The following is a 20,787-nucleotide window of genomic DNA, read 5'->3' on the forward strand; positions in this document are numbered from 1 at the left end:
ACTCCTCCCCCGGGCGTTCTGTCCTTCGACAGCCCCACGTTACGTCTGTGTGCTTTTTTTTTCTTGGCCAAACACCACCAACACAACCCCCCCCCGCCCCGGTGCTACCGCTCCGCGTGCAGCTCGACGACCTGGACGCCGTAGGCGGGGAGCGTGACCTTGGAAAGTGCTTCACCGGTTTTGCTGTCGTGCAAGGAAAAACCGTTCGCGCGCGGCGTTGTCGTGACCTCCTGGCCGTGCTGGCTGACGAGCCAGGCGAACCGCCGCCCGTCCTCGTGCCGGAGCGTGTCCGCGAACACCCGCGGATCGTCGACCTCGATCGGCCGCTCAACGCCGGCGATCTCGGCCAGCGCCGCGTAAAGCCGGTGCGTGTCCTCCGGGTTGACGCGCGCGTTCCGCGCGGCGAAGTGCTCGACCGGATACGTGCACAGCACGGCCTCGCCTCGCCCGCTGCGGTGGCGCAGCAGGGCCGGCCTGCCGTGCGCGTCGGTGGCCACCACCGTCGCTCCGCGCGGTTGGACCGGGAGGTACGCCCGGCCGTGCTCGTTGCCGCCGACCCGGAAGCGCAGCACCTCGCCTTCGGCGATGCCGCCGAAGTCCTCGGCGAAGGTGAACTCGACGACCTCGTCGGCCACCTCGTCGACCACGCCGTAGGTCATCTCCTTCGCGACGCCGAAAGTCTCGTCCAGGTAGGGGATCCACGGCTGCCGGTGGTGCCCGACCTCGCCCGCGGTGTAGGACAGGTACAGCACCGCGCCCTCCGCCACCCGTTCGCGCAGCCGCTGCCAGGTCGGCCCCTGGATCTGCTTGGTGCAGGGCAGCAGGTACAGCGAGCAGTCCGGGTCGATGCCGTCGCGTTCCCTGGTGAACCCGATGGGCAGGTCGGCCTCGCGCGCGGCCACGTACGCCTGCTGCAGCGAGTCGAAGATGAGCGGCCGGTCGTCGTCCTGGCTGAACGGGTAGCCGCGTTCCAGGTACTCGGTCACCACCAGCGCCGCCTGCGCGTCGGTGCGCTCGCAACGGTCGAAATCTACAGTGGACAGAACATCGGCGAACGCGGCCAGCTCGTGCAGCGGTGGCTTCGGGTTCCCGGCGTTGTCGGTGATGCCGAAGTGCATCTCGAAGGGGTGGTGCGAGTACGGGCCTTGTCCGATCAGGTTGTCGTAGTCGGTGTTGTTCCACGCCACCCAGCCGGTCGATCCGGCGAGCAGCGAGTTGTGCAACATCTGCCGGTAGTAGTGCCCGGCGTGCTCCGGCGACACCTGGTCGCTGGAGAGGCCGAACTCCTCCAGCACCACCGGCTTGCCGGCCACCGCGGCCAGCTCGCAGATGAACGCCGCGCCGAGGTGCTGGCGCACGGGGTCGTTGTCGATCCGGTACACGTGCGGGCCGACGAAGTCCACCAGCGCACCGGTCTCGCGGACCGAGAAGCCGTTGTCCGTGCCGGTGACCTCGATGCCCCACGCGCCGTCTCCCAGCGACACGGGCTGGTGCCCGCCGCCGGCCCGCACCGCCTGCACCATCAGCTGCGCCCAGCTGGTCACCTGCTCGGTCGGCGCCTTCGGCTCGTGCCGCAGCCGGCCGTAGATCGGCATCTCGTTGCTGATCAGCCAGCCCGCGACCGCCGGGTGCGCGGCGAAGCGCTCGGTCATCCGCTGCACGAACCACGCCTGCCGGGACACCAGCCAGACGTCGGCGTAGAGGTCGCGGCCGTCCCGCCACGCCGGATCCCAGTTGTCGCCGGACATGTGCCCCACGATGAAGGTCGGGATCGACGACATGCCGATCTCCCGGTGCGCGTCCAGGAAGTCCGCGAAGTGCTCGACCTTCGCCGCGTCGATGCTCTCCGGGGTGGGCATGAAGTCGGGCCAGTAGAAGAAGGAACGCGTCTGCCGCAGGCCGTGCTCGTGGAGCACGCGCAGTTCCTCGCGCACGACCTGCGGGGAGTAGTTCCGCCACATCAGCGGCCCGCCGGTGCGCGACCAGAAGTTCGCGCCGAGCCACACGGCCGGTTCCCCGGCCACCGTCACCTTGGCGGAGTTGCGTCGCATCGATTGCCCTTTCTCGGCTGGTGGAGCGAACGGGTCACTTGACCGCGCCCGCGGTCAACCCCTGGGCCAGGTAGCGCTGGAGCAGCAGGAACCCGATGACCACCGGGATGCTGACGACCAGCGACGCCGCCATCACCTCGTTCCAGTACACCGAGGTCTGCGTGGCGTACTCGCGGAGCCCGACCGCGAGCGTGCGCGAACCCGAATCGGTCATGATCGAGGCGAACAGGGTCTCGCCCCACGCGGTCATGAACGCGTAGATCGCCACTGCGGCGATCCCCGGCCGCGCGGCGGGCAGCACCACCCTGAGCAGGGCGCTCACCGGGCTCGCGCCGTCGATCAGCGCCGCCTCGTCCAGGTCCTTCGGGATGGAGTCGAAGTAGCCGACCAGCATCCAGATCGCGAACGGCAGCGAGAACGTCAGGTAGGTGATGATCAGGCCGAGGTGGCTGCCGTGCAGGGCGATGCCGGTCAGCCTGCCGATCGTGGCGTACATCAGGTAGAGCGGCAGCAGGAACAGGATGCCGGGGAACATCTGGGTGGACAGCACGACGATGCGGAACACGTTCCGGCCGCGGAAGCGGAACCGGCTGATCGCGTACGCGGCGAACACGGCGATGGTCACCGACAGCGCCGCGGCGCCCAGGGCCACGATCGTGCTGTTCACGAAGTAGTCGGCCAGCGAGATCGTGGACCACATGTCGACGAACGGCTCGAACGTGATGTTCACCGGCAGCCACCGGAACCGGTCCTGCACGTCGGCCAGCGGCTTCACCGCCGAGGTCACCATGACGTACAGCGGCAGTGCGGTGAACAGCGCGAGGAAGGTCAGCCCGGCCACCCGCAGGAGGCGGAACCACCGCGGTTCAGACATCTTTCAACCTCCGCGACGTGAAGGCCAGGTAGCCCGCGGTGACCAGCAGCAGGAACAGCAGCAGGAGCGCGGACATCGCCGAGCCCAGCCCGAAGTTCCAGGTGAGGAACGAGCTGCCGTAGATGTGGATGGACAGCAGGTTCGCCGCGCCCGGCACCGACTTGTCGAACAGGATGTAGGGCACGTTGAAGTCGTTGAACGTCCACAGGAACAGCACGAGCACCAGCACCTGGTTCACCGGCCGCAGCATCGGCACGGTGATCGACCGGAACTGCTGCCAGATCCCGGCGCCGTCCACTGTGGCCTGTTCGTAGACGTCGGTCGGGATGGACTGCATGCCGGCCATCAGGATGAGGAACGCGAACGGCCACAGCCGCCAGACCGAGGTGACGACGATGCTGCCGAAGGCGTTGTCGCCCAGCAGCCAGAAGGTGTTGCCCGCGCCGATCCCGAGGTCGGCCAGCACGGTGTTGACCATGCCGTCGCTGCGGTCGAGCATGAACTTCCAGATCATGACCGCGGTGTAGACCGGCAGTGCGTACGGCACCAGGAACAGCGTGCGCAGCACAGCGCGGCCGGGGAAGCTGCGCTGGAGCAGCGTCGCTGCGAAGAGTCCCAGCGTCCAGGACAGCCCGACGGTCAGGACCGCGTAGGCCGACGTGACCGCGAAGGAGCGCAGGAGTTCCGCGCCCCCCGCGCCGTTGAGGTCCAGGGCGAAGCCGAAGTTGTCCAGGCCGGCGAACGGGGCGCGAATCCAGTCCCGCAGGTGGAACTGGGTCAGTTCCAGCAGGCTCATCCACAGGCCGCCGAGCATCGGCACCAGGTGCACCAGCAGCTCGAAGGCCAGCGCGGGAGCGATCAGCAGGTAGGGGAGCGCGCGCTTGCTCGGCGTCCACTTGCGACGCCGCACCGGGATCGGCGGGGTGGTGGTGGCCGTCATCCTCCGGTTCCCCGCATCTTCTGCTCGGCTTCGGCCAGCGCCTCGCGCACGTCGTCCGCGCTGGGCGGCCGCCCGGTGGCGGTGGCCGCGAACAGGTCGCGCATCGCCGCGCCGACCGTCGTCTCGAAGTGGGCCTCGTTGGGGATCATCGGCACGGTTTCCGAGCCGCTGGCCAGCACCTCGCCGAACACCTGGTTCTTGGGCGTGTGGAAGGCCGGATCGCCAAGGGCGTCCTCGACCACCGGCAGCGTGCCGTACTTCTCGTTCAGCGACGCTTGGACCTCCTTGCTGGTGAGGAATTCGACCAGCTGGAGGGCCTGTTCCCGGCGCGGGCTGTCGGCGAACACCGCGATGTTCGAGCCCGCGACGTGGCTGCGCACGGCCCGGCCGCCGGGCGGCAGCGGGTCGGGCACCGGCATCGGCACGACGCCGTAGTCCGCTTCGGCCATGCCGTTGTCGTGCAGCGTGGGGATGACGCTGTTCTGCGCGATCAGCATCGCGGCGTCGCCGTCCACGAAATCCGCTGCCGCTCCGGAGGAGTTGCCCTCCTCGGCGTCGTCCGGATCCACCACGCGGGCCGAGGCCATCAGGTCGATGTAGCGCTGCACCGCGGCGACGGCTTCCGGCGACGCGAACGACGGGCTGCCGCGCTCGTCGATGAGGTGCGTGCCGTGCTGGCGGCCGAACATGAACGCGAAGTGCGCGTTCTCGGTGTAGCTGGCGCCGGGGATGGTGAGCCCCCAGCGGCCGCGCCCGGGGTCGGTGAGCCGCTTCGCGGTGTCGATGAACTCCTGCCAGTTCCGGGGCGGCTCGGTGATCCCGGCCTCGGCGAACAGCTTCTTGTTGTAGAACAGGCCGTAGGACAGCCCGTACAGCGGCAGCGAGGCCGGCGCCTGGCCGGGCATCCCGGCGGAGCTCATGCTGCTGTCCAGGAACCGGTCCCGGCCGCCGAAGCGGTTCATCAGCGCGTCGTCGAAGGGCACGAACGCGCCGGTCGCCTGCAGGGACGCGGCCCAGGTGTTGCCGAGGTTCACCACGTCCGGGCCGACGCCGGAGGTCGCCGCGCCGAGGATCCGGTTGAGCAGATCGGACCAGCCGATCACTTCGAGCTTGACCTCGATGCCCGTCCTGGCGGTGAACTCGGCCAGTTCTTCGCTGAGGATCTCGCGGTCCTGCGCGGCGTTCTTGCCCTGGTTGCTCGCCCAGTAGGTGATCGTGTCGTCGTCGTCGGCCGGTGCTGTGCAGCCGGTCAGCACGCCGGCGAGCAATGCCGCGACCAGCGGCACCGCCAGGAGTGAGCGCTTGAGCACGAACGCCTCCTCGGCCTCGTCGGGCCCGTCGTTGGACCCCTGGCTCAAGTTAGGGACTTAACCGGTTAATCAGAAGGGCCGGAAAATGCCGTGATCATTTCGTTACCGTTGCTCGGTCAGTTGCCGGGAGCGGTCGCGGTGCTGCCGCGCGGCATCAGTCGCCGCGGCGACAGCTCACCGTCGTCGGCCGAGCCGGTCTCGATCAGCTCCAGGAGCATGCGCGCGGCGGTGGCGGAATCCACGACGACGCTGTGCGCGAATGCGGTGATGGCGGGGCGAACCACCTGGCACAACATCGAGTCGTCCCACGCCAGCACCGAAAGATCCGCCGGGACCTGCACGCCCAGTTCCTCGGCGTGCACCACGGCCGCGACCGCCATCACGTCGTTGTCGTAGATGATCGCGGTCGGCGGATTCGGGGCCGCGAGCAGGCGGCGCGTGGCACGAATGCCGCCCTCCTCGGTGTACTCGCCGGGCGCGTGGCCCACCGAGAGGCCCGGCGTTTCACGCACGGCGCGACGCAGCGCGTCCGCTCGCCGAACGGTGTGCTGGAGATCGGCCGGCCCCTGCACGTGGCCGATCCGGCGATGGCCGAGCTCCGCGAGGTGCGTGATCGCGCTGCGGATGGCCTCGTCCTCGTCGGCCCGCAGGACCGGAATCCCCGGCATCGGCCCGGCGGTGCCGAAGAACACCGCGGGCGTCCCCAGCTCGCGCAGTAGCTCCGGGCGCGGATCGGAGACCCGGAGATCGGTCAGCATCACGCCGTCGACCCGCCGCTCCGCCCACCAGCGCCGGTAGGTGGCCAGCTCCGTGCCGGTGTCCGCCGCGAGCGCGAGTTGCAGCGAAAACCCGTCCGTGGAAAGGGTTTGCTCCAGGCCGGCCAGCATCTGCATGAAGAACGGCTCGGTGCGCAGCACCTCCGGTGAGCGGGCGAGCACGATTCCGACGTTCGCCGCCCGGTCGTTGGACAAGGCGCGGGCCGCACTGCTGGCTCGCCAGCCCATCGACGCCGCGACGTCGAGGATCCGCTCCCGCGTCTGCGGCGAGACCCCGGCCCGCCCGTTGAGCGCGTAGGAGACGGCGGCCTTCGAAACGCCGACCTCCCGGGCGATGTCGATGATCGTCGGCCGCTTCACCCGGCGCTCCTTCCAGGCCCGGCCCGCACCGACGAACGCCGGGGTGGCGAGACAAACGCGGTGGGGCATCTCCGGGCGCAGCGTACTCGGCGCGCCGAGCCGGGCAGCCGGGATGGGCGATCCACAGTGGATCGCCCATCGACGCGTGGGCTCGCCGGACGGCGAAGCGTGGCGGTGGCCTGTCGCATCCGGCCGAGAACTGGCGGATGCGATCCGTCAGGCCTGGTCAAGGCCGCACGTGGGCTACTTGTGGCTGACCTCTCGGCCGTGGGCGACCAGCGCGTAGATCACCATCACGTCGAGCACGATCACCACCGCCGACCACAGCGGATACGCCATGAAGAAGGCGATGTTGGTCAGGATGCTGATCACCGCCATGGCGATGGCCACGGCACGTGCCCAGGTGCGACCGCTGAACAGCCCGACTCCGGTGGCGGCGAGCACGACACCGGTGATCAGGAAGCTCCAGCCGACCCCGGCGTAGCTGACCTGCACCGCCGACCCGGCCGACGTCACGTACGTCGTGCCGGTGCGGGCGAACGCGATCGCCCCGTTGATCACCTGGACGATGCCGGCGAGCAGCAGGATGGTGGCGGCGAAGTACACCCATCCCACCCAACCGGTGTGCATGTGTCGTGCTCCGTGGGTCGTCATGTCGCCGCCTCCTCCGCTCGCCAGCACTGCTCGATCAGCAGGCCAGGCATGCGCACTGCCAGGAACTCACCGTGCGGGAGTCGGAACTGTCCGCTCAAGGGGCCAAAGACCCCGGTTTGCGGGCTGTCGTCAACGGCGGCCTCGCAGCGCGATCTCCGCGGCTTGCAGGACGGCTTCGGTGGTCGGTTCCCGGTCGGTGCCGTCGAGGTCGGAGTGCATGGCCGCGTCGATCGCGCCGACCAGGGCCCCGGTCAGCGCCGCGGCGTGCAGCGCGTCGAGCTCCGCGGGATACGCCTCGCGGAGGGCGTGTGCGAGCCGCTGCTGCAGGGAGGCGTTGCGGAGCAGGGCGCCCGCGCGCAGGGCCGGGACGGTGGCGATCAGCCGGGCCCGGATCCTGGTCAGCTCGTGGTCGAAGGGGAAGCTCCAGGCGTCGGCGGTGCTGAGCTGGCGGATCGTGCGCAGCAGCAGGTCTTCCGGCTGCTCGTCGGCGGAGCGACCGGCGAAGGCCTCCTGGAGCAGGCCGTCGTAGAGCACGTCGTCGGCGAAGACGACCTCGTCCTTGGCCGCGAAGTAGTTGAAGAACGTCGCGGGCGACACCTCGGCGGCCGCCGCGATCTCGGCGACGGTCGTGCTGTCGTAGCCCTTCTCGTCGAACAGCCGGATGGCCGCCTCGATCAGGGCCTGCTTGGTGCGCCGCTTCTTCCGTTCCCGCAGCCCGATCCGGTCACTCATGGTCGCCGATTCTACACGGGATCTAAAATTAGATAGACTCTAAGTTTCTGTTAGCGTGGTGGTCATGACGGATCGAACGCAGTGCTGCGTCGTCGGGGGCGGCCCGGCGGGGATGATGCTGGGCCTGCTGCTCGCGCGGGCCGGCGTTGCGGTGACGGTGCTGGAGAAGCACCAGGACTTCCTGCGGGATTTCCGCGGCGACACCGTGCATCCCTCCACGTTGCGGCTGCTCGACGAGCTCGGGCTCGGCGAGCGCTTCGCCAAGTTCCCGGCCGGGAAGCTGGCGAAGATGCGCATCCAGGTCGGCTCCCGAACGGTGGTCATGGCCGACTTCGGGCGGCTCCGCGAGCCGTACCGGCACATCGCGATGGTGCCGCAATGGGACTTCCTCGACCTGCTGGCCACCGCGGCCGCCGAGGAGCCGTCGTTCACGCTGCGCATGTGCAGCGCCGTGACCGGACTGAGCAGGGACAGCGCCGGTCGCACAACCGGGGTGCACTACCGCGACGCGGACGGCGTGGAGCGCGAACTCGCTGCTCCGCTGACCGTCGGATGCGACGGCCGCTGGTCGGTGGTGCGCCGCGAGGCCGGGCTGCGGCAGATCTCCTTCGACGTGCCGATGGACGTGTGGCAGGTCCGGGTGCCCAAGATCGACGACGACACCGACGGCGAGGTGTTCGGCCACTTCGGCGGCGGACAGGCGTCGGTCACCATGGACCGCGGCGACTACTTCCAGACGTCCTACCTGATCGGGAAGGGCCGGAACGAGGCCCTGCGCGCGCAGGACATCTCGGTGTTCAGGGCGCGGCTGGCCGAGCTGTTCGGCTGGCCGGAAACCCGGCTGGAATCGGTGCGCTCGTGGGATGACGTGAAGCTGTTGCGGGTGGAGATGAACCGGCTGCGCCGCTGGCACGGCGAGGGAGTGCTGTGCATCGGCGACGCCGCGCACACGATGTCGCCGGTCGGCGGTGTCGGCGTCAACCTCGCCGTGCAGGACGCCGTCGCGGCGGCCCGGGTGCTGGCGGAACCGCTTCGGCGCGGCCGGGTTCCCGCCGGCGTGCTCGCGAAGGTCCAGCGGCGCCGGTGGCTACCGATGGCCGTGGCGCAGCAGTCCCAGCGCGGCGAGCACGAGATGCTGCTGCGGCCGGCGCTCGACGGCACCCTCGACGAGAGCAAGCTGCCGGCGATGCTGCGAGCCCTGCAACGCGCGCCGTTCCTGCGCGGTTTGACCGCTTACATCGGCGGAATGGGAGTTCTCCCCGAACACGCGCCCGCGTTCGCGCGCCGGAGCCGCGCACGACTGTCCTGATTGGACGTATCGCCAAGCGCCGGGCTGCGACGCCTCTTCCGCGGCGAACCAGGCCCTCACGTCGCGCCGAACCGATGACAGCCCAGAAGTGCCCGGCTCGTCGCTCAGGCCGGGACCAGCTGGGGTTCCGCCCGCGCGGCCGGCACCTCTGGCACGTCTGCGGTTTCGGTCCGGGCGGCCGCCGCGCGCTTGGTGTTGCGCTCCAGGGTTCCGGAGACCACGGCGAGCGCGAGGCCGAGCACCGAAAGCGTCGAGCCGACCAGGTTCGGCGACAGCAGTCCGAGGCCGTGCGCGATCGTCAGGCCGCCGGCGTAGGCGCCGATCGAGTTCGCGATGTTGAAGGCGGACTGCAGCGCCGCCGACACGAGCGCCGGTGCTCCGCCGGCCTTGTCCATGACCACGGCCTGCATGATCGGCGCGACCATGAAGCCGAGGGCGCCGATCACGAAGACCGTCACCGCCGCGGCCAGCTTGTCGCCGGAGGTGATGGTGAACGCGCCGAGCACCACGGCCAGCCCGATCAGCACGGCGTAGAGGCCCGGCATCAACGCCCTGTCGGCGACCCGGCCGCCCAGGAAGTTGCCCAGCGTCATGCCCAGCCCGGCCAGCACCAGCAGGCCCGTCGCGCCGGTCGGTGAGTAGCCGGAGACGTCGGTGAGGATCGGGGTCAGGTAGCTCAGGCAGGCGAACGTGCCGCCGAGGCCGAAGGTCACGATCGCCAGCGCCAGCCACACCTGCGGCAGGCGGAACGCGGCGAGCTGACCGCGAACCGAGGCGTCCGCGGGCGCGGGGCGGCCCTGGGCGGGCACCAGCCGGACGATGGCGGCGACGGCGATGAGACCGATGGCGGCCACCACGGCGAACGTGGCGCGCCAGCCGAACTGCTGGCCCAGCAGTGTGCCGAGCGGCACGCCGACGACGTTGGCCAGCGTGAGGCCCATGAACATCATCGAGACCGCCTTGCCACGGTTGCCCGGCCCGACGAGGCTGGTCGCGACGACGGCGCCGGCGCCGAAGAAGGCACCGTGCGGCAGGCCGGCGAGGAACCGGAACACCGTGCCGATCTCCGCGCTCGGGGCCAGCGCGAAGAGCAGGTTGCCGATCGTGAAGAGGCCCATCGTGCCGACGAGCATGGTCTTGCGGGGCAACCGCGCGCCCAGGATCGTCAGCGCCGGGGCTCCGATCACGACGCCGAGCGCGTAGCCCGTGATCAGGTTGCCTGCGGTCGGGATCGACACGCCGAGGTCGGCGGCCGCCTGCGGCAGCACGCCCATCATGACGAACTCGGTAGTGCCGATGCCGAAGGCGCCGATGGCCAGCGCGAGCAGCGCGATGGGCACAGTTCTCCTCTCGGGGGAGCGGAATCGGGGGAGCGCGGCGGGTCGTGATCGCCGCGGTCGGGACGAGGGCGTTTGGATCTGTATCGATCCAGAAGAAACTCGGAAAGGCGCCCGGCCGAATGCCGGCCATGTCACCGTCGGTTGTTCGGTACCCAGTCTCGGGGCGCGGCGGCGGTCCTGTCCACCTGGCAGGCCGTGAAACGAACCACTGTGCGTAGTGCGCGACTCCTTGTGGTCACTCAATAGAGTGAGACGCGGCGCCCGGTTGCCGCCACAGGTGTCCTTTGTGGACTCGGATGCTTGTGGCGCAGAATCGGGCGGAACATCGATTGGGGAGGCGGCGTGCCGGAGGAACGTGGTGGGCACTTCGTCCGCTCGGTCGAGCGGACCCTTTCGGTGCTGCGGGCGTTCTCGCCCGGGCGGGCCGAGCTGACGCTGACCGAGGTGGCGCAGGCCAGCGGCCTGGACCGGGCCGGGGCCCGGCGGATCCTGCTGACGCTGGTCGACCTCGGCTACGTCCGCCACGACGAGCGGCACTTCGCGCTGACGCCGCAGGTCCTGGAGTTCGGCTACGCCTACCTGTCGAGCCGGTCGCTGCCGCAGATCGCCGAGCCGCACTTGCGCCGGCTCACCCGCGAACTGCGCGAGATGACCGCGGTGGCCGTGCTCGAAGGCGACGAGATCTGCTACATCGCGCAGGTGCCGAGCCCGAAGCTGCTGTCCGTGGCGATCCCGGTCGGCACCCGCTTCCCGGCGCACGCCACCTCGATGGGCAAGGTGCTGCTGGCCGGAATGCCGCCGGAGCGGTTGGAGGCGCGGCTGCGTTCGATGGATCTGACGCCGCTCACGCCGCGCACCATCACCACCCGCGAAGGCCTGCTCGCGGATCTCGTCAAGGTGCGCAGGCAGGGCTTCGTGATCTCCGACAGCGAGTTGGAGGAAGGCCTGCGCGGTGTCGCCGCGCCGATCCGCGATGCCGACGGAAAGGTGTTCGCGGCGGTCAACGTCTCGCTGGACGCGCACAGCGCATCGGAGGACGGAGTGCGGCGGGAGATAGTGCCGCTGCTGGTGGCGACGGCCGCCCGGATCGAAGCGGACCTGCGACTGAAGCCACCGGCGCCGACGCGCCGTTCCGGGTTGCCCGACCGCGCGCTGCCACCAGACGTGTAACGCGGCGCCGAGCGGTGCCGGCGATTTCGCGCGAAATCGGCACCCTCCCTCACGAGAAATGCCGATTTCGCGCGAAATCGGCGCAACAGGCGTTCGCTGGCCGACCGCTTGTGTCGCCGTGCGAACGAGCCGCCGATGACTCCCCGCGCATTGGACGGGCACCGATTTGCGTTGTCCACCAGGGAAAACGTCGGGATTTGACGCCGCTCTGCGGAGTCCTCACCGTCTCGGTGCCGTGCGTCACAGTTATTTCCGCTCCGTTCCGTGCTTAGGATCCCCGTCACATCGGGCCACCCCGGCGGCATGCCGCGATTCGCGGGTGGCGCCTTCGACCTCGACGGAGCGGGAGGGCGGACATGACCCGCAGGGTTCGGAACCGGCGGCTGGCGGCGAAGATCGTCGATGCCGAGGAGGCCGCCGGGCTGATCGGGACCGGCGACAACGTGGGCATGAGCGGCTTCACCGGCGCCGGATATCCGAAGGAGGTGCCGGGCGCGCTGGCCAAGCGGGTCGCCGCGGCCCGCGCGGAGGGGCGGCCGATGAAGGTCGGCCTGTGGACCGGCGCGTCCACCGCCCCGGAACTCGACGGGGCGCTCGCCGAGGTGGAGGGCATCGACCTGCGGCTGCCGTACCAGTCCGACCCGGTCACCCGCGAGAAGATCAACTCCGGCCGGATGGACTACACCGACATCCACCTCTCGCACGTCGCGCAGCGCGTGTGGCAGGGCGTCTTCGGCGAACTGGACGTCGCCGTCGTGGAGGTCAGCGGCATCACCGAGGACGGCCGCCTGATCCCGTCGTCGTCGGTGGGCAACAACAAGACCTGGCTGGAGCGTGCCGACCGGGTGATCCTGGAGGTCAACTCGTGGCAGAGCGAGCACCTGGAAGGCATGCACGACATCTACTACGGGACGGCGCTGCCGCCGTTGCGTGAGCCCGTTCCGATCACGCATCCCGCCGACCGGATCGGTGTGCCGTACCTGGAATGCCCGGCGGACAAGGTGATCGCGGTGGTCGAAACCGAATCGCCCGACCGCAACACGGTTTTCACGCCGCCGGACGAGACGTCCGGGCAGATCGCCGGGCATGTGCTGGACTTCCTGGAGCTCGAGGTGCGGTGCGGCCGGCTGCCGCGGAATCTGCTCCCGCTGCAGTCCGGGGTGGGCAACGTGGCGAACGCCGTCCTCGCCGGGCTTCAGGCGGGCCCGTTCGACGGGCTGACCGCCTACACGGAGGTGATCCAGGACGGGATGCTGCAGCTGATCGAGTCGGGCAAGCTGCGGATGGCGTCCGCGACCGCGTTCTCGCTGAGCCCGGCGGCGGTGGACCGCTTCAACCGCGATGCCGCCGCCTACCGTGACAAGATCGTGCTGCGGCCGCAGGAGATCAGCAACCATCCGGAGGTCGTGCGCCGGCTCGGCTGCCTGGCGATGAACGGCATCGTGGAGGCCGACATCTACGGCAACATCAACTCGACGCACCTGATGGGCAGCCGGATCCAGAACGGCATCGGCGGTTCGGGCGACTTCGCGCGCAACGCCTACGTGTCGATCTTCGTGACGCCGTCGGTGGCCAAGGGTGGCGCGGTGTCCGCGATCGTGCCGATGGTCTCGCACGTGGACCACACGGAGCACGACGTCGATGTGATCGTGACCGAGCAGGGCCTGGCGGATCTGCGCGGCCTCTCGCCCCGCAAGCGCGCCGAGCTGATCATCGAGCGGTGCGCGCATCCCGATTTCCGCCCGGCGCTGCGGGACTACTACGACCGTGCCCTGGATTCGTCGTTCGGCCGCCACACCCCGCACCTGCTGGACGAGGCCCTGTCCTGGCACCAGCGCTACCTCGACGAAGGCACCATGCGCCCGGCCTAGCGCAGGCCTCCGATGTGGACGGGATCGGCGCAGCGGAAAGATCGTGCGCACCGCGCGGAACCGAACCTGCTTCCGCGCCGTCGTAGCTGCCGGAAGTTGATCAACCCGGCGCGATGGCGAAGGTGCTGCATCTTGATTACGCACGACGACATGGTCGACGCATTCGGCGGCGACGGCCTGCTGCTGATGGACCCGGAGCAGGCCCGCGAGCGGGGGTTCTCGGACGCCGACGCGGAAATCCTCTGCCAGGTCGGACTGCCGGTCCGCGCGGACCAGGTGTTCACCACCTTCCTCGCGGACGAGCCGCGAACCGGCTCCCCGGTGGTCTTCAAGACGAGCAGCGGGGACGTCGACGTCTTCATTCTCGGCGGGACGTCGGGCGACGCGGGCATGCGCTACTTTCTCGACATCAGCAGCGGCGTCGTCGGGTTGCTCTCGCTCGACGGCGAGGCGCAGGCGGAGAAGGTCAACAGCTCCCTGGCGAACTTCGTCGAGTTCCTCCACCGGATCCGGCTGCGCCAGCAGGCGCTGAACGAATCGCCGGACTCCGGCCAGGAGCACACCGAGAAACTGTGGCTGTCGTTGAAGGAACTGGACCCGGTCGCGTTCGGGCACGCCGAGGCGTGGTGGTCGATGGTGATGGACCACCTGATGGGCCGGGACCTGATCGCCGAGACGCGCGCGTTCCTCCAGCAGCGGCGCGCGGAGGTCGCCGAAGCGGCGTCCGAGTCCCACGCGCCTGCCGCGGGCAGCGGCTCGCACCGCGACCGGTTCGACCGGGCTCTGCGCCGGCTGGAGGCGGAATCCTGGCAGGTCGTCGACTCCGAGCACTTCGCCGCCGACACCGAAAGCGAAGGCCTGCTGAGCCCGTCGGCCGAGCTGGACGACCACTTCGACTCGGACGGCTCTCTCGTCAAGGACGTCAACATCGCCTGGCGCGGCGGGCTCACCTCGAGGATCCAGTCGGTGTTCGCGCGCGAGGGACTTGTCGTCTCCGTTCCCGAGCAGGGTGAAGACGAGGACGACGACCTCCTGGAACTGGACGCCGACGAACTGCGCAAGCGATCAGATGCCGCCATGGAGGCGCTCTTCGATTCGGTCCACGGCCTGAACAAGCCGAAGGACGGGGTCGTGACCTGCCTGGCCACCGACCGGTCGTCCGATCTCTGCCGGATCGTGCGGGCGTTCGACCGCCTCGCCGAGCATGGTTACTTCGCCGAGCCCGACCTCTGGCCGACGCCCTCCGGAGCCTGGCAGCAGGTCCACGCCCAGACGGAGGAGGGGGAGTCGCCCAAGGCCGTTTTCTGGATCACCCAGCGCCACACCGTCTGCTTCGACGCCCGCGGCGACCTCGTCGACGAGCTTCCGCTGCAATGGGCCGGCGACCGGGACGTCATCGCGGAAGCGCTGGCCGAAACCGGGCTCGTGGTGACGGTCCCCGAAGACGACGGGAGCACCTTCGTCCTCGCCCCGGCCTCCTGACCGGCGACGCCTCAGGTGGTACGCAGCGGGGTGGCGATCACCGAGCGCGATGGCCTCGTCGAGCCGGGTGCTGTCCGGGTCCGCGAGCCACTGCAGGGCCACCCCGCGCAGGATGCCTTCGAGTGGTCGACCGGCTCTGGGGCGCCTGCTATCACCGCCTGCTGCTGCCGAACCTGCCGGTCACCGAGAAGTTCGCGACCCAACTGGTGCGCAAGGTGCTGCGCGGTGTCGGGGCCTGACGCTCACCCGGCCTTGAGGTAGCGGGTCAGCATCGTCACGATCTCGTTCTCCAGCCGGGTGGGGTCGACCGGTTCGGGCGCGGCGACGAGCGGGTGCACGACGAACTGAATGGTCGAGATCACCAGCCGGGTGGCTGTTTCCAGGTCGGCCACCCGGACCTCGGGGTGGCGTCCGAGCAGGTCCCGGAAGTAGTCGAAATTCGCCTGCTCGTACTGCGCGATCTTGTCCAGCAGCACGGTGGAGCTGGGGGCCTGCTCCATCATCAGGCGCAGCAGCTGCGGATCGTCCTGATGGTTCTCGATCTGGGCCCGGACGAAAACGCGGAGGACCTCCTCGAGCGATTCGGGCAGCTCGCCGTCCTGCCGGCCGGCCAGCGCCGCCCACCCCTCTTCGAGGTGCCGGATCACCAGCTCGAGCAGGATCGCGTCCTTGTTCGGGAAGTACTGGTACAGCGAACCGATCGAGATCCGAGCCCGTTCGGCGATTCGGTTGGTGGTGCCCGCGGCGTAGCCGTGCTCGGCGAAAACGTGAGCAGCCGCGCCGAGGATCCGCTGCCGGGTGAGCTCCGCGCGTACCTGGCGTGGCTGTTTACGTGGCTGAAGCCGGCGTTGGCCCGACGTCATGGCACCCCCTGCGGAACGGCGCGAAAGCGAGTAGCGCGCGAGCTGAACAATTGCTCATAATAGTGCCATGACCTGCGCGTTCGCCGGAGAACGTGATCCACCCCGGAAAGGAACCTGTGATGACGCACGTCCGCATCCGGCCTCGGCCGGTCGCGCCGGCCGAGGTCCGGGCCCGGCTCGGTGAGCCCGAGGCGATGATCAAGGAGAAGAAGCAGGACCACATCGACGCGTTCGCCCGCCGGTTCATCGCCCATTCGCCGTTCCTGACGCTGGCCACCGCGGACGCGGCGGGCCGGATGGACTGTTCGCCCCGCGGTGACTACCCGGGCTTCGTGAAGGTGCTCGGCGAGCACACCCTCGCGATTCCCGACCGGCCCGGCAACAAGATCGCCGATTCCTTCACCAACCTCGCCGAGAACGACGGGGTCGGGCTGCTCTTCTTCATCCCCGGCATGCGGGAAACGTTGCGGGTCAACGGCCGCGCATATCCCACCGACGAGCCCGAAGTGCTAGCCCGGATGCAGACCGAGGCGCGTGAACCGGTCCTGGCCATCGTCGTCGAGGTGGCGGAGGTGTACTTCCACTGCGGACGCGCGCTGATCCGGTCCCGGCTGTGGGATCCGGCGAGCCAGGCGCTGGCCGAGGAGATGCCCTCGGTCGGTGAGGTCGCGGCCGCCCAGATGGGTGTGGACATCGATCCGGCGTTGCTCGAACAGGTTCTCGAAGCCGGTTACCGCGAGCTGTACTGACGGGGGTTCTCCTTGCAGCAGACGATCATCGACCGGATCGATCCGGTCGCCGAAGACGTGGTCTCGCTCGCTTTGCGGGGCGTGGACGGGCCGCTGGCGCCGTGGCAGCCGGGGGCGCACATCGACCTCGCCCTGCCGAACTGGCTGACCCGGCAGTACTCCCTGTGCGGAGACCCGGCCGAGCGCGAGTGCTACCGCATCGCGGTCCGGCACGACCGCCTCAGCCGCGGCGGCTCGGAGTACGTGCACCGCTTCCTGCGCCTGGAGCGTCCGCTCGAGGTTTCTTTGCCGCGCAACCACTTCCCGCTGGAACCGGCACCGGAGTACCTCTTCGTCGCCGGCGGGATCGGTATCACGCCCATCAGGCCGATGCTGCGTTCGGCGATCGAATCAGGTGCCGCGGTGAAGCTCGTTTACGTGGGCCGCTCGCGCGCGTCCATGCCCTTCGCCGGCGAACTCCGTGCCACGTATGGCGACCGGGCGCGAATCTTCGCGACTGAAGAGAACGGCAGACCCGACTTCGCCGCGTTGGCCGCCGGTTTGAGTTCCGAGGCACTGGTCTTCTGCTGCGGTCCCGGGCCGATGCTCGCCGCGGCCGAAGAGGCGTTTCCCTGCGGACGGCTGCACGCGGAGCGGTTCCGGCCCGCTGCGCGGGAGTTCGCACCCAATGCGGCGTTCGAGGCGGTCTGCGCCCGAAGTGGACGGACGATCGAGGTGCCGGCGGGAAAGTCGTTGCTGGACGCGCTGAACCACGCCGGGAGGCCGGTGGCGTCGGGCTGCCGCGAAGGCGTCTGCGGCAGCTGCGAGATCACCGTCCTGGAAGGCGAGCCCGAACACCGCGACGGCATCGGTGCCTCCGAGGGCCGGATGTACCCCTGCGTTTCCCGAGCGCTTTCACCACGACTGATTCTGGATCTGTGAAGGGAAAGCGAAGTGCTGCCCAGAATCTCGACAGCGTGATGGCCTTTGTGCTCAGCCCGCACCAACCACAACCAGATCCGCAGCTAGATCACCTACGGGAAACGCCCTAGCCGAAGTCGCGGCGGCGGAGGGCCAGCAGTCCGCCACCGAGCAGGACGGCCGAGAGCGCGACCATCACCAGCGCCGGGCCCGGATCGAACGGGTTTCCGGCGATGGTGTTCGGGATGTAGTGGAACGGCTCGAACGGAGTTCCGCCCCACACCCCGTACAGCGGGCCGGCGATCTGTCCCAGCGCCGCCGTCGCCACCCACACCGCCCAGGAGATCGCCACGCAGGCCTTCGGCAGGAGCCCGTAGGCGAACGCGCAGACCGCGCCCACCAGCCACGCGGCCGGGACGGTTCCCATGGTCTGGAGGAGGATTCGCGGCACGTCCGCCGCGAAATCGCCCACGAGCCAAGCGAAGAACACGCCGAAGACGAGCCCGGTGACGGCCAGTAGCGCCGCCGTGCCGAGGCCGGTCACCAGCAGGTGCCCGGCCGCCCAGCGAAGCCGCGTCATCGGCGTGGCCTGCGCGGCTTCCGCCCGGCCGCTGCTCTCCTCGGCGTGCAGTCGCTGGACCATCAGCACCGGGTACAGGGCGATGACGTGCGCGAATATCAGGATGATGGGCCAGATGAAGTAGTGGAGCTCCGAACCCGCCCGGCCGCCGAAGTTCTCCAGCAGCCGGGCTGCGCCGGGCGCGTTGAGCAGCTGGTGCGCCAGCGTGCTGAGCGCACCGGCGGCGGCCGCGAAAGCGGCGAGCCCGACGGCCCATTTCACCAGGAGGCCGCGGTTCAGCCGCCAGGACAGGCTGATCGGGCCGCGCAGGTGCGGCGCGGTCGCGGGCCCGGTGCGCTCAGGGATCAGCCCCGCCCCGAGGTCACGGCGATCCACCAGGCGGTAGGCGATGGCAGAAAGCACCACGACCACGGCGATCGACACCGCGAGCATCCACCACCGCTCGTCCCGGTACGGCGCCACCAGGTGGCTCCAACCGATCGGCGATGCGTACGTCATCCAGTACTGCCCGCTCGCGTCGCCTGCATAGCGCAGGACGTAGGCGGCGCCAAGGACGGAAAGCGCGAAAGCCCTTGCCGTGCGGGCGTTCTGCGCGAGCTGGGCGGTGACCGCGGCGATGCCGCCGAATACCCAGCCCGCGGCGGTGATGCCCGCGCCGTAGGCGATCGACCCCACCGGATCCAGCCCGATCGCGATCAGGACGATGGCGGTCACCGCGCCACCGGCCAGGCTGACCCCGCCCGCCACCGCAAGTGCGGCGGTCAGCGCGGAGTAGCGGCTCACCGGACCCGCGCGCAGCAGCTCGGTGCGGCCGGCGTCCTCGTCGGCGCGGGTGTACCGGACGACGGCCATCAGGGCGGCCAGACCGTTCATCACGTACAGGAATCCGCCGCTGCGCCAGGACGAGAGGACGCCGAGGTCCGGTTCGACTGTTCCGCCGCCGAGCGCCCGGAAGAAGGCGTTCTGGTTGATCATCGCGGTGTAGGTCGCCTTCAGCTCCGGCGTGCCCATGTTCCTGTTGATGTAGGCGACCATGATCAGCGACATGGTGACGAGCAGGAGAACCCACCACGGCGCGATGTTCCGCTCGCGGCGCAGCGCCAGCCGCACCAGGCGGGACGTTCCGGCGAAGCTGCTCATCGGGTGACCTCCGCGCGGGCCCTGTCGTAGTGCCGCAGGAAGAGCTCTTCGAGCGTGGGCGGCCGGCTGACGAGGCTGCGAACGCCGATCGAGCCGAGCCGTTGCAGCGCCGGGTCGAGAGCATCGGTGTCGACTTCGAAGCACACCTGGCCGTCCTCCGTCCGGAGGTCGTGAACTCCCGGGAGCTCGGCGAGCCCGTCCGCGGGGCCGGCGAGCTCGGCGCGGACGGAGGTGCGGGCCAGGTGGCGGAGGTCGGCGAGGGAACCGGAATCGACGGCCCGGCCGTCGCGGATGATGGTGACGCGATCGCACAGCTCCTCGACCTCGCCGAGGATGTGGCTGGACAGCAACACGGTCCGGTCGCCGCGCCGCACCTCCTCGCGGACGACGTCGCGGAACACCACCTCCATCAGCGGATCCAGGCCCGACGTGGGTTCGTCGAGGATGAGGAGCTCGGCGTCGGAGGCGAGCGCGGCGATCAGCGCAACCTTCTGCCGGTTTCCCTTGGAGTAGGCGCGGCCCTTGGTGCGGGGATTCAGGTCGAAGCGGTCGATCAGCTCCTGGCACCTGGATCGGTTGCCGCCGCCGCGCAGCTGCATCAGGAGATCGATGACCTCGCCGCCGGACAGGCCGGGCCAGAGCGTGACATCGCCGGGCACGTAGGCGAGCCTGCGGTGCAGGTTCGTCGCGTCCTGCCACGGATCGCCGCCGAGCAACCGGGCGGTGCCCGCGTCCGCGCGCAACAGCCCGAGCAGGATCCTGATCGTTGTGCTCTTCCCGGCGCCGTTCGGGCCGAGGAAACCGTGCACCTCGCCGGTGCTCACCGAGAGGTCGAAGCCGTCCAGCGCCGTGGTGCGGCCGAACTTCTTGACCAGGCCGGTGGTCGATATCGCATCAGTCATCGATGCCTTCTCCGGATCGAAGGGCGTTTCCGCTCGTGGACAGCCGCGACCGGATGGCGACGGCTTCCTCCGGGCTGAGGAGGGGATGGGAGTAGAGGTCGAGCAGGACGCGGGCGAGCACGTCCTCGCCCTGCGGGCTGAACACGTCGACGCCGAGGCCCCGCGACACGTGCTCGTGCATGACGGCGATGGACAGCGCCATCGCCGCAGCGACGGTCGCGCGCTCCTCCCGGGACACCTCGGGCGGATCGGGCCGCTTCTTGTCGGCTTCCACCAGCCACTGCGCGCCCAGCTCGGCCAGCTTGTCGAACAGCGGCGCGGCCCGCCCCTCGACCAGGGAGCGCGCGACGTACCGCTGGTACGGGCCGAAGGCGGCGCCCGCGACGCCCACGTAGTTCACGCCACCCGGTGAGCTGTCGGCCCTGACCTCGTCGTTGATCCCGTGCAGGACCTTGGCGAGGTAGGCGTCGCAAGCGTCGCGCAGCGCTTCCTTGGAACCGAAGTGGTGGCGCACCAACCCCGAGGAAACGCCTGCCGTCTCGGCGATACCGCGGATCGTTGCCCGGTCGAAGCCGTGCTCGCCGAAGTGCCGCAGAGCCGCGTCTCGGATCCGCGCCCGAGCCGTCAGGTCCTCCGGATCCAGTCCGGGCAAGCTCATGTCCCGCCACCTATCCACACGTGTACTTGGCTATCCACGAGAAAAGATTACTACACGCGTGTGTAGCGCACGTGTGGCATCTCGGCGCGCGGCGACGATTTCCCGTCTCGCGGGCCGTCTACACGT

General features: G+C 69.6%; 18 protein-coding genes. 6 read left to right on the plus strand and 12 right to left on the minus strand.

All coding sequences use genetic code 11. The features are described from left to right. Nucleotides 1–104: 104 nt before the first annotated feature. From AB0I53_RS13845 to AB0I53_RS13875, 7 genes are all read right to left on the minus strand, one after another. Nucleotides 105–2,051 carry a cellulase family glycosylhydrolase gene (locus tag AB0I53_RS13845; protein WP_358601432.1) on the minus strand — a complete coding sequence of 649 codons (1,947 nt, stop codon included), beginning with the start codon at nt 2,049–2,051 and terminating at the stop codon, nt 105–107. Nucleotides 2,052–2,085: 34 nt separating this feature from the next. Further along, nucleotides 2,086–2,925 carry a carbohydrate ABC transporter permease gene (locus AB0I53_RS13850; RefSeq protein ID WP_358601435.1) on the minus strand — a complete coding sequence of 280 codons (840 nt, stop codon included), beginning with the start codon at nt 2,923–2,925 and terminating at the stop codon, nt 2,086–2,088. Then, the gene (locus AB0I53_RS13855; protein ID WP_358601438.1) at nt 2,918–3,865 is read right to left on the minus strand and encodes a sugar ABC transporter permease; all 948 of its coding nucleotides are present in this window, start codon (nt 3,863–3,865) and stop codon (nt 2,918–2,920) included. Before AB0I53_RS13855 ends, AB0I53_RS13850 begins: the two co-directional genes overlap by 8 nt. Continuing rightward, nucleotides 3,862–5,223 carry a sugar ABC transporter substrate-binding protein gene (locus tag AB0I53_RS13860; RefSeq protein WP_358601441.1) on the minus strand — a complete coding sequence of 454 codons (1,362 nt, stop codon included), beginning with the start codon at nt 5,221–5,223 and terminating at the stop codon, nt 3,862–3,864. The genes AB0I53_RS13855 and AB0I53_RS13860 overlap by 4 nt, the downstream gene beginning before the upstream one ends. Nucleotides 5,224–5,291: 68 nt before the next feature. Next, nucleotides 5,292–6,311 carry a LacI family DNA-binding transcriptional regulator gene (locus AB0I53_RS13865; RefSeq protein ID WP_358601444.1) on the minus strand — a complete coding sequence of 340 codons (1,020 nt, stop codon included), beginning with the start codon at nt 6,309–6,311 and terminating at the stop codon, nt 5,292–5,294. Between the two features lie 243 nt (nt 6,312–6,554). Further along, nucleotides 6,555–6,965: a hypothetical protein gene (locus AB0I53_RS13870; protein ID WP_358601447.1), complete on the minus strand. Its 411-nt coding sequence runs from the start codon at nt 6,963–6,965 to the stop codon at nt 6,555–6,557. A 129-nt stretch (nt 6,966–7,094) separates the two neighbouring features. Continuing rightward, entirely contained in the window at nt 7,095–7,697 is a 603-nt protein-coding gene (locus AB0I53_RS13875; RefSeq protein WP_358601450.1) for a TetR family transcriptional regulator, read from the minus strand. A gap of 64 nt (nt 7,698–7,761) precedes the next feature. Here AB0I53_RS13875 and AB0I53_RS13880 point away from each other — a divergent pair, with 64 nt between their 5' ends. Beyond that, nucleotides 7,762–9,006, plus strand: a complete 1,245-nt coding sequence (locus AB0I53_RS13880) for an FAD-dependent oxidoreductase (RefSeq protein ID WP_358601453.1) — start codon at nt 7,762–7,764, stop codon at nt 9,004–9,006. Nucleotides 9,007–9,110: 104 nt separating this feature from the next. On the opposite strand, the gene AB0I53_RS13885 is transcribed toward AB0I53_RS13880, so the two are convergent. Then, nucleotides 9,111–10,346: an MFS transporter gene (locus AB0I53_RS13885; protein WP_358601456.1), complete on the minus strand. Its 1,236-nt coding sequence runs from the start codon at nt 10,344–10,346 to the stop codon at nt 9,111–9,113. A 342-nt stretch (nt 10,347–10,688) separates the two neighbouring features. On the opposite strand from AB0I53_RS13885, the gene AB0I53_RS13890 reads away from it, so the two are divergent. The 3 genes from AB0I53_RS13890 (at nt 10,689) to AB0I53_RS13900 (ending at nt 14,869) form a co-directional block, all read left to right on the plus strand. Next, nucleotides 10,689–11,516, plus strand: coding sequence for an IclR family transcriptional regulator C-terminal domain-containing protein (locus AB0I53_RS13890; RefSeq protein ID WP_358601459.1), 828 nt, complete (start codon nt 10,689–10,691; stop codon nt 11,514–11,516). A gap of 356 nt (nt 11,517–11,872) precedes the next feature. Then, nucleotides 11,873–13,387, plus strand: coding sequence for an acetyl-CoA hydrolase/transferase family protein (locus tag AB0I53_RS13895; RefSeq protein ID WP_358601462.1), 1,515 nt, complete (start codon nt 11,873–11,875; stop codon nt 13,385–13,387). A gap of 132 nt (nt 13,388–13,519) precedes the next feature. Beyond that, the gene (locus AB0I53_RS13900; RefSeq protein ID WP_358601465.1) at nt 13,520–14,869 is read left to right on the plus strand and encodes an SUKH-4 family immunity protein; all 1,350 of its coding nucleotides are present in this window, start codon (nt 13,520–13,522) and stop codon (nt 14,867–14,869) included. Between the two features lie 242 nt (nt 14,870–15,111). On the opposite strand, the gene AB0I53_RS13905 is transcribed toward AB0I53_RS13900, so the two are convergent. After that, nucleotides 15,112–15,732 carry a TetR/AcrR family transcriptional regulator gene (locus tag AB0I53_RS13905; RefSeq protein ID WP_358601467.1) on the minus strand — a complete coding sequence of 207 codons (621 nt, stop codon included), beginning with the start codon at nt 15,730–15,732 and terminating at the stop codon, nt 15,112–15,114. Between the two features lie 119 nt (nt 15,733–15,851). Between AB0I53_RS13905 and AB0I53_RS13910 the strand changes: the two genes are divergently transcribed. Together AB0I53_RS13910 and AB0I53_RS13915 are read left to right on the plus strand one after the other, a co-directional pair. Then, entirely contained in the window at nt 15,852–16,481 is a 630-nt protein-coding gene (locus tag AB0I53_RS13910) for an MSMEG_1061 family FMN-dependent PPOX-type flavoprotein (RefSeq protein ID WP_358601469.1), read from the plus strand. A 12-nt stretch (nt 16,482–16,493) separates the two neighbouring features. Next, complete coding sequence (locus tag AB0I53_RS13915) at nt 16,494–17,402, plus strand: PDR/VanB family oxidoreductase (RefSeq protein ID WP_358601471.1); 909 nt, start codon at nt 16,494–16,496, stop codon at nt 17,400–17,402. 106 nt (nt 17,403–17,508) lie between these two features. Here the strand turns inward: AB0I53_RS13915 and AB0I53_RS13920 are convergent, their stop codons facing one another. Genes AB0I53_RS13920 through AB0I53_RS13930 form a run of 3 tightly spaced genes read right to left on the minus strand, consistent with a single transcriptional unit; the run spans nt 17,509 to nt 20,661 of the window. Beyond that, nucleotides 17,509–19,101, minus strand: a complete 1,593-nt coding sequence (locus AB0I53_RS13920) for a hypothetical protein (RefSeq protein WP_358601473.1) — start codon at nt 19,099–19,101, stop codon at nt 17,509–17,511. Then, on the minus strand, nt 19,098–20,003 hold the full coding sequence (locus tag AB0I53_RS13925; RefSeq protein WP_358601475.1) for an ABC transporter ATP-binding protein: 906 nt from the start codon (nt 20,001–20,003) through the stop codon (nt 19,098–19,100). The genes AB0I53_RS13920 and AB0I53_RS13925 overlap by 4 nt, the downstream gene beginning before the upstream one ends. Beyond that, a complete protein-coding gene (locus tag AB0I53_RS13930; RefSeq protein ID WP_358601478.1) occupies nt 19,996–20,661 on the minus strand; it encodes a helix-turn-helix domain-containing protein in 666 nt (221 codons plus the stop codon). Before AB0I53_RS13930 ends, AB0I53_RS13925 begins: the two co-directional genes overlap by 8 nt. Nucleotides 20,662–20,787: the final 126 nt, after the last annotated feature.

Source organism: Saccharopolyspora sp. NPDC050389 (genome assembly GCF_040655595.1).
In the GTDB taxonomy this organism is placed as follows: Bacteria; Actinomycetota; Actinomycetes; order Mycobacteriales; family Pseudonocardiaceae; genus Saccharopolyspora.

Excerpts from the sequence above, each read along its gene's own strand:
- AB0I53_RS13845 (WP_358601432.1), bottom strand. The coding sequence starts at position 2,051 with ATGCGACGCAACTCCGCCAAGGTGACGGTGGCCGGGGAACCGGCCGTG.
- AB0I53_RS13850 (WP_358601435.1), bottom strand. The coding sequence starts at position 2,925 with ATGTCTGAACCGCGGTGGTTCCGCCTCCTGCGGGTGGCCGGGCTGACC.
- AB0I53_RS13855 (WP_358601438.1), bottom strand. The coding sequence starts at position 3,865 with ATGACGGCCACCACCACCCCGCCGATCCCGGTGCGGCGTCGCAAGTGG.
- AB0I53_RS13870 (WP_358601447.1), bottom strand. The coding sequence starts at position 6,965 with ATGACGACCCACGGAGCACGACACATGCACACCGGTTGGGTGGGATGG.
- AB0I53_RS13875 (WP_358601450.1), bottom strand. The coding sequence starts at position 7,697 with ATGAGTGACCGGATCGGGCTGCGGGAACGGAAGAAGCGGCGCACCAAG.
- AB0I53_RS13880 (WP_358601453.1), top strand. The coding sequence starts at position 7,762 with ATGACGGATCGAACGCAGTGCTGCGTCGTCGGGGGCGGCCCGGCGGGG.
- AB0I53_RS13895 (WP_358601462.1), top strand. The coding sequence starts at position 11,873 with ATGACCCGCAGGGTTCGGAACCGGCGGCTGGCGGCGAAGATCGTCGAT.
- AB0I53_RS13905 (WP_358601467.1), bottom strand. The coding sequence starts at position 15,732 with ATGACGTCGGGCCAACGCCGGCTTCAGCCACGTAAACAGCCACGCCAG.
- AB0I53_RS13910 (WP_358601469.1), top strand. The coding sequence starts at position 15,852 with ATGACGCACGTCCGCATCCGGCCTCGGCCGGTCGCGCCGGCCGAGGTC.
- AB0I53_RS13920 (WP_358601473.1), bottom strand. The coding sequence starts at position 19,101 with ATGAGCAGCTTCGCCGGAACGTCCCGCCTGGTGCGGCTGGCGCTGCGC.
- AB0I53_RS13925 (WP_358601475.1), bottom strand. The coding sequence starts at position 20,003 with ATGACTGATGCGATATCGACCACCGGCCTGGTCAAGAAGTTCGGCCGC.
- AB0I53_RS13930 (WP_358601478.1), bottom strand. The coding sequence starts at position 20,661 with ATGAGCTTGCCCGGACTGGATCCGGAGGACCTGACGGCTCGGGCGCGG.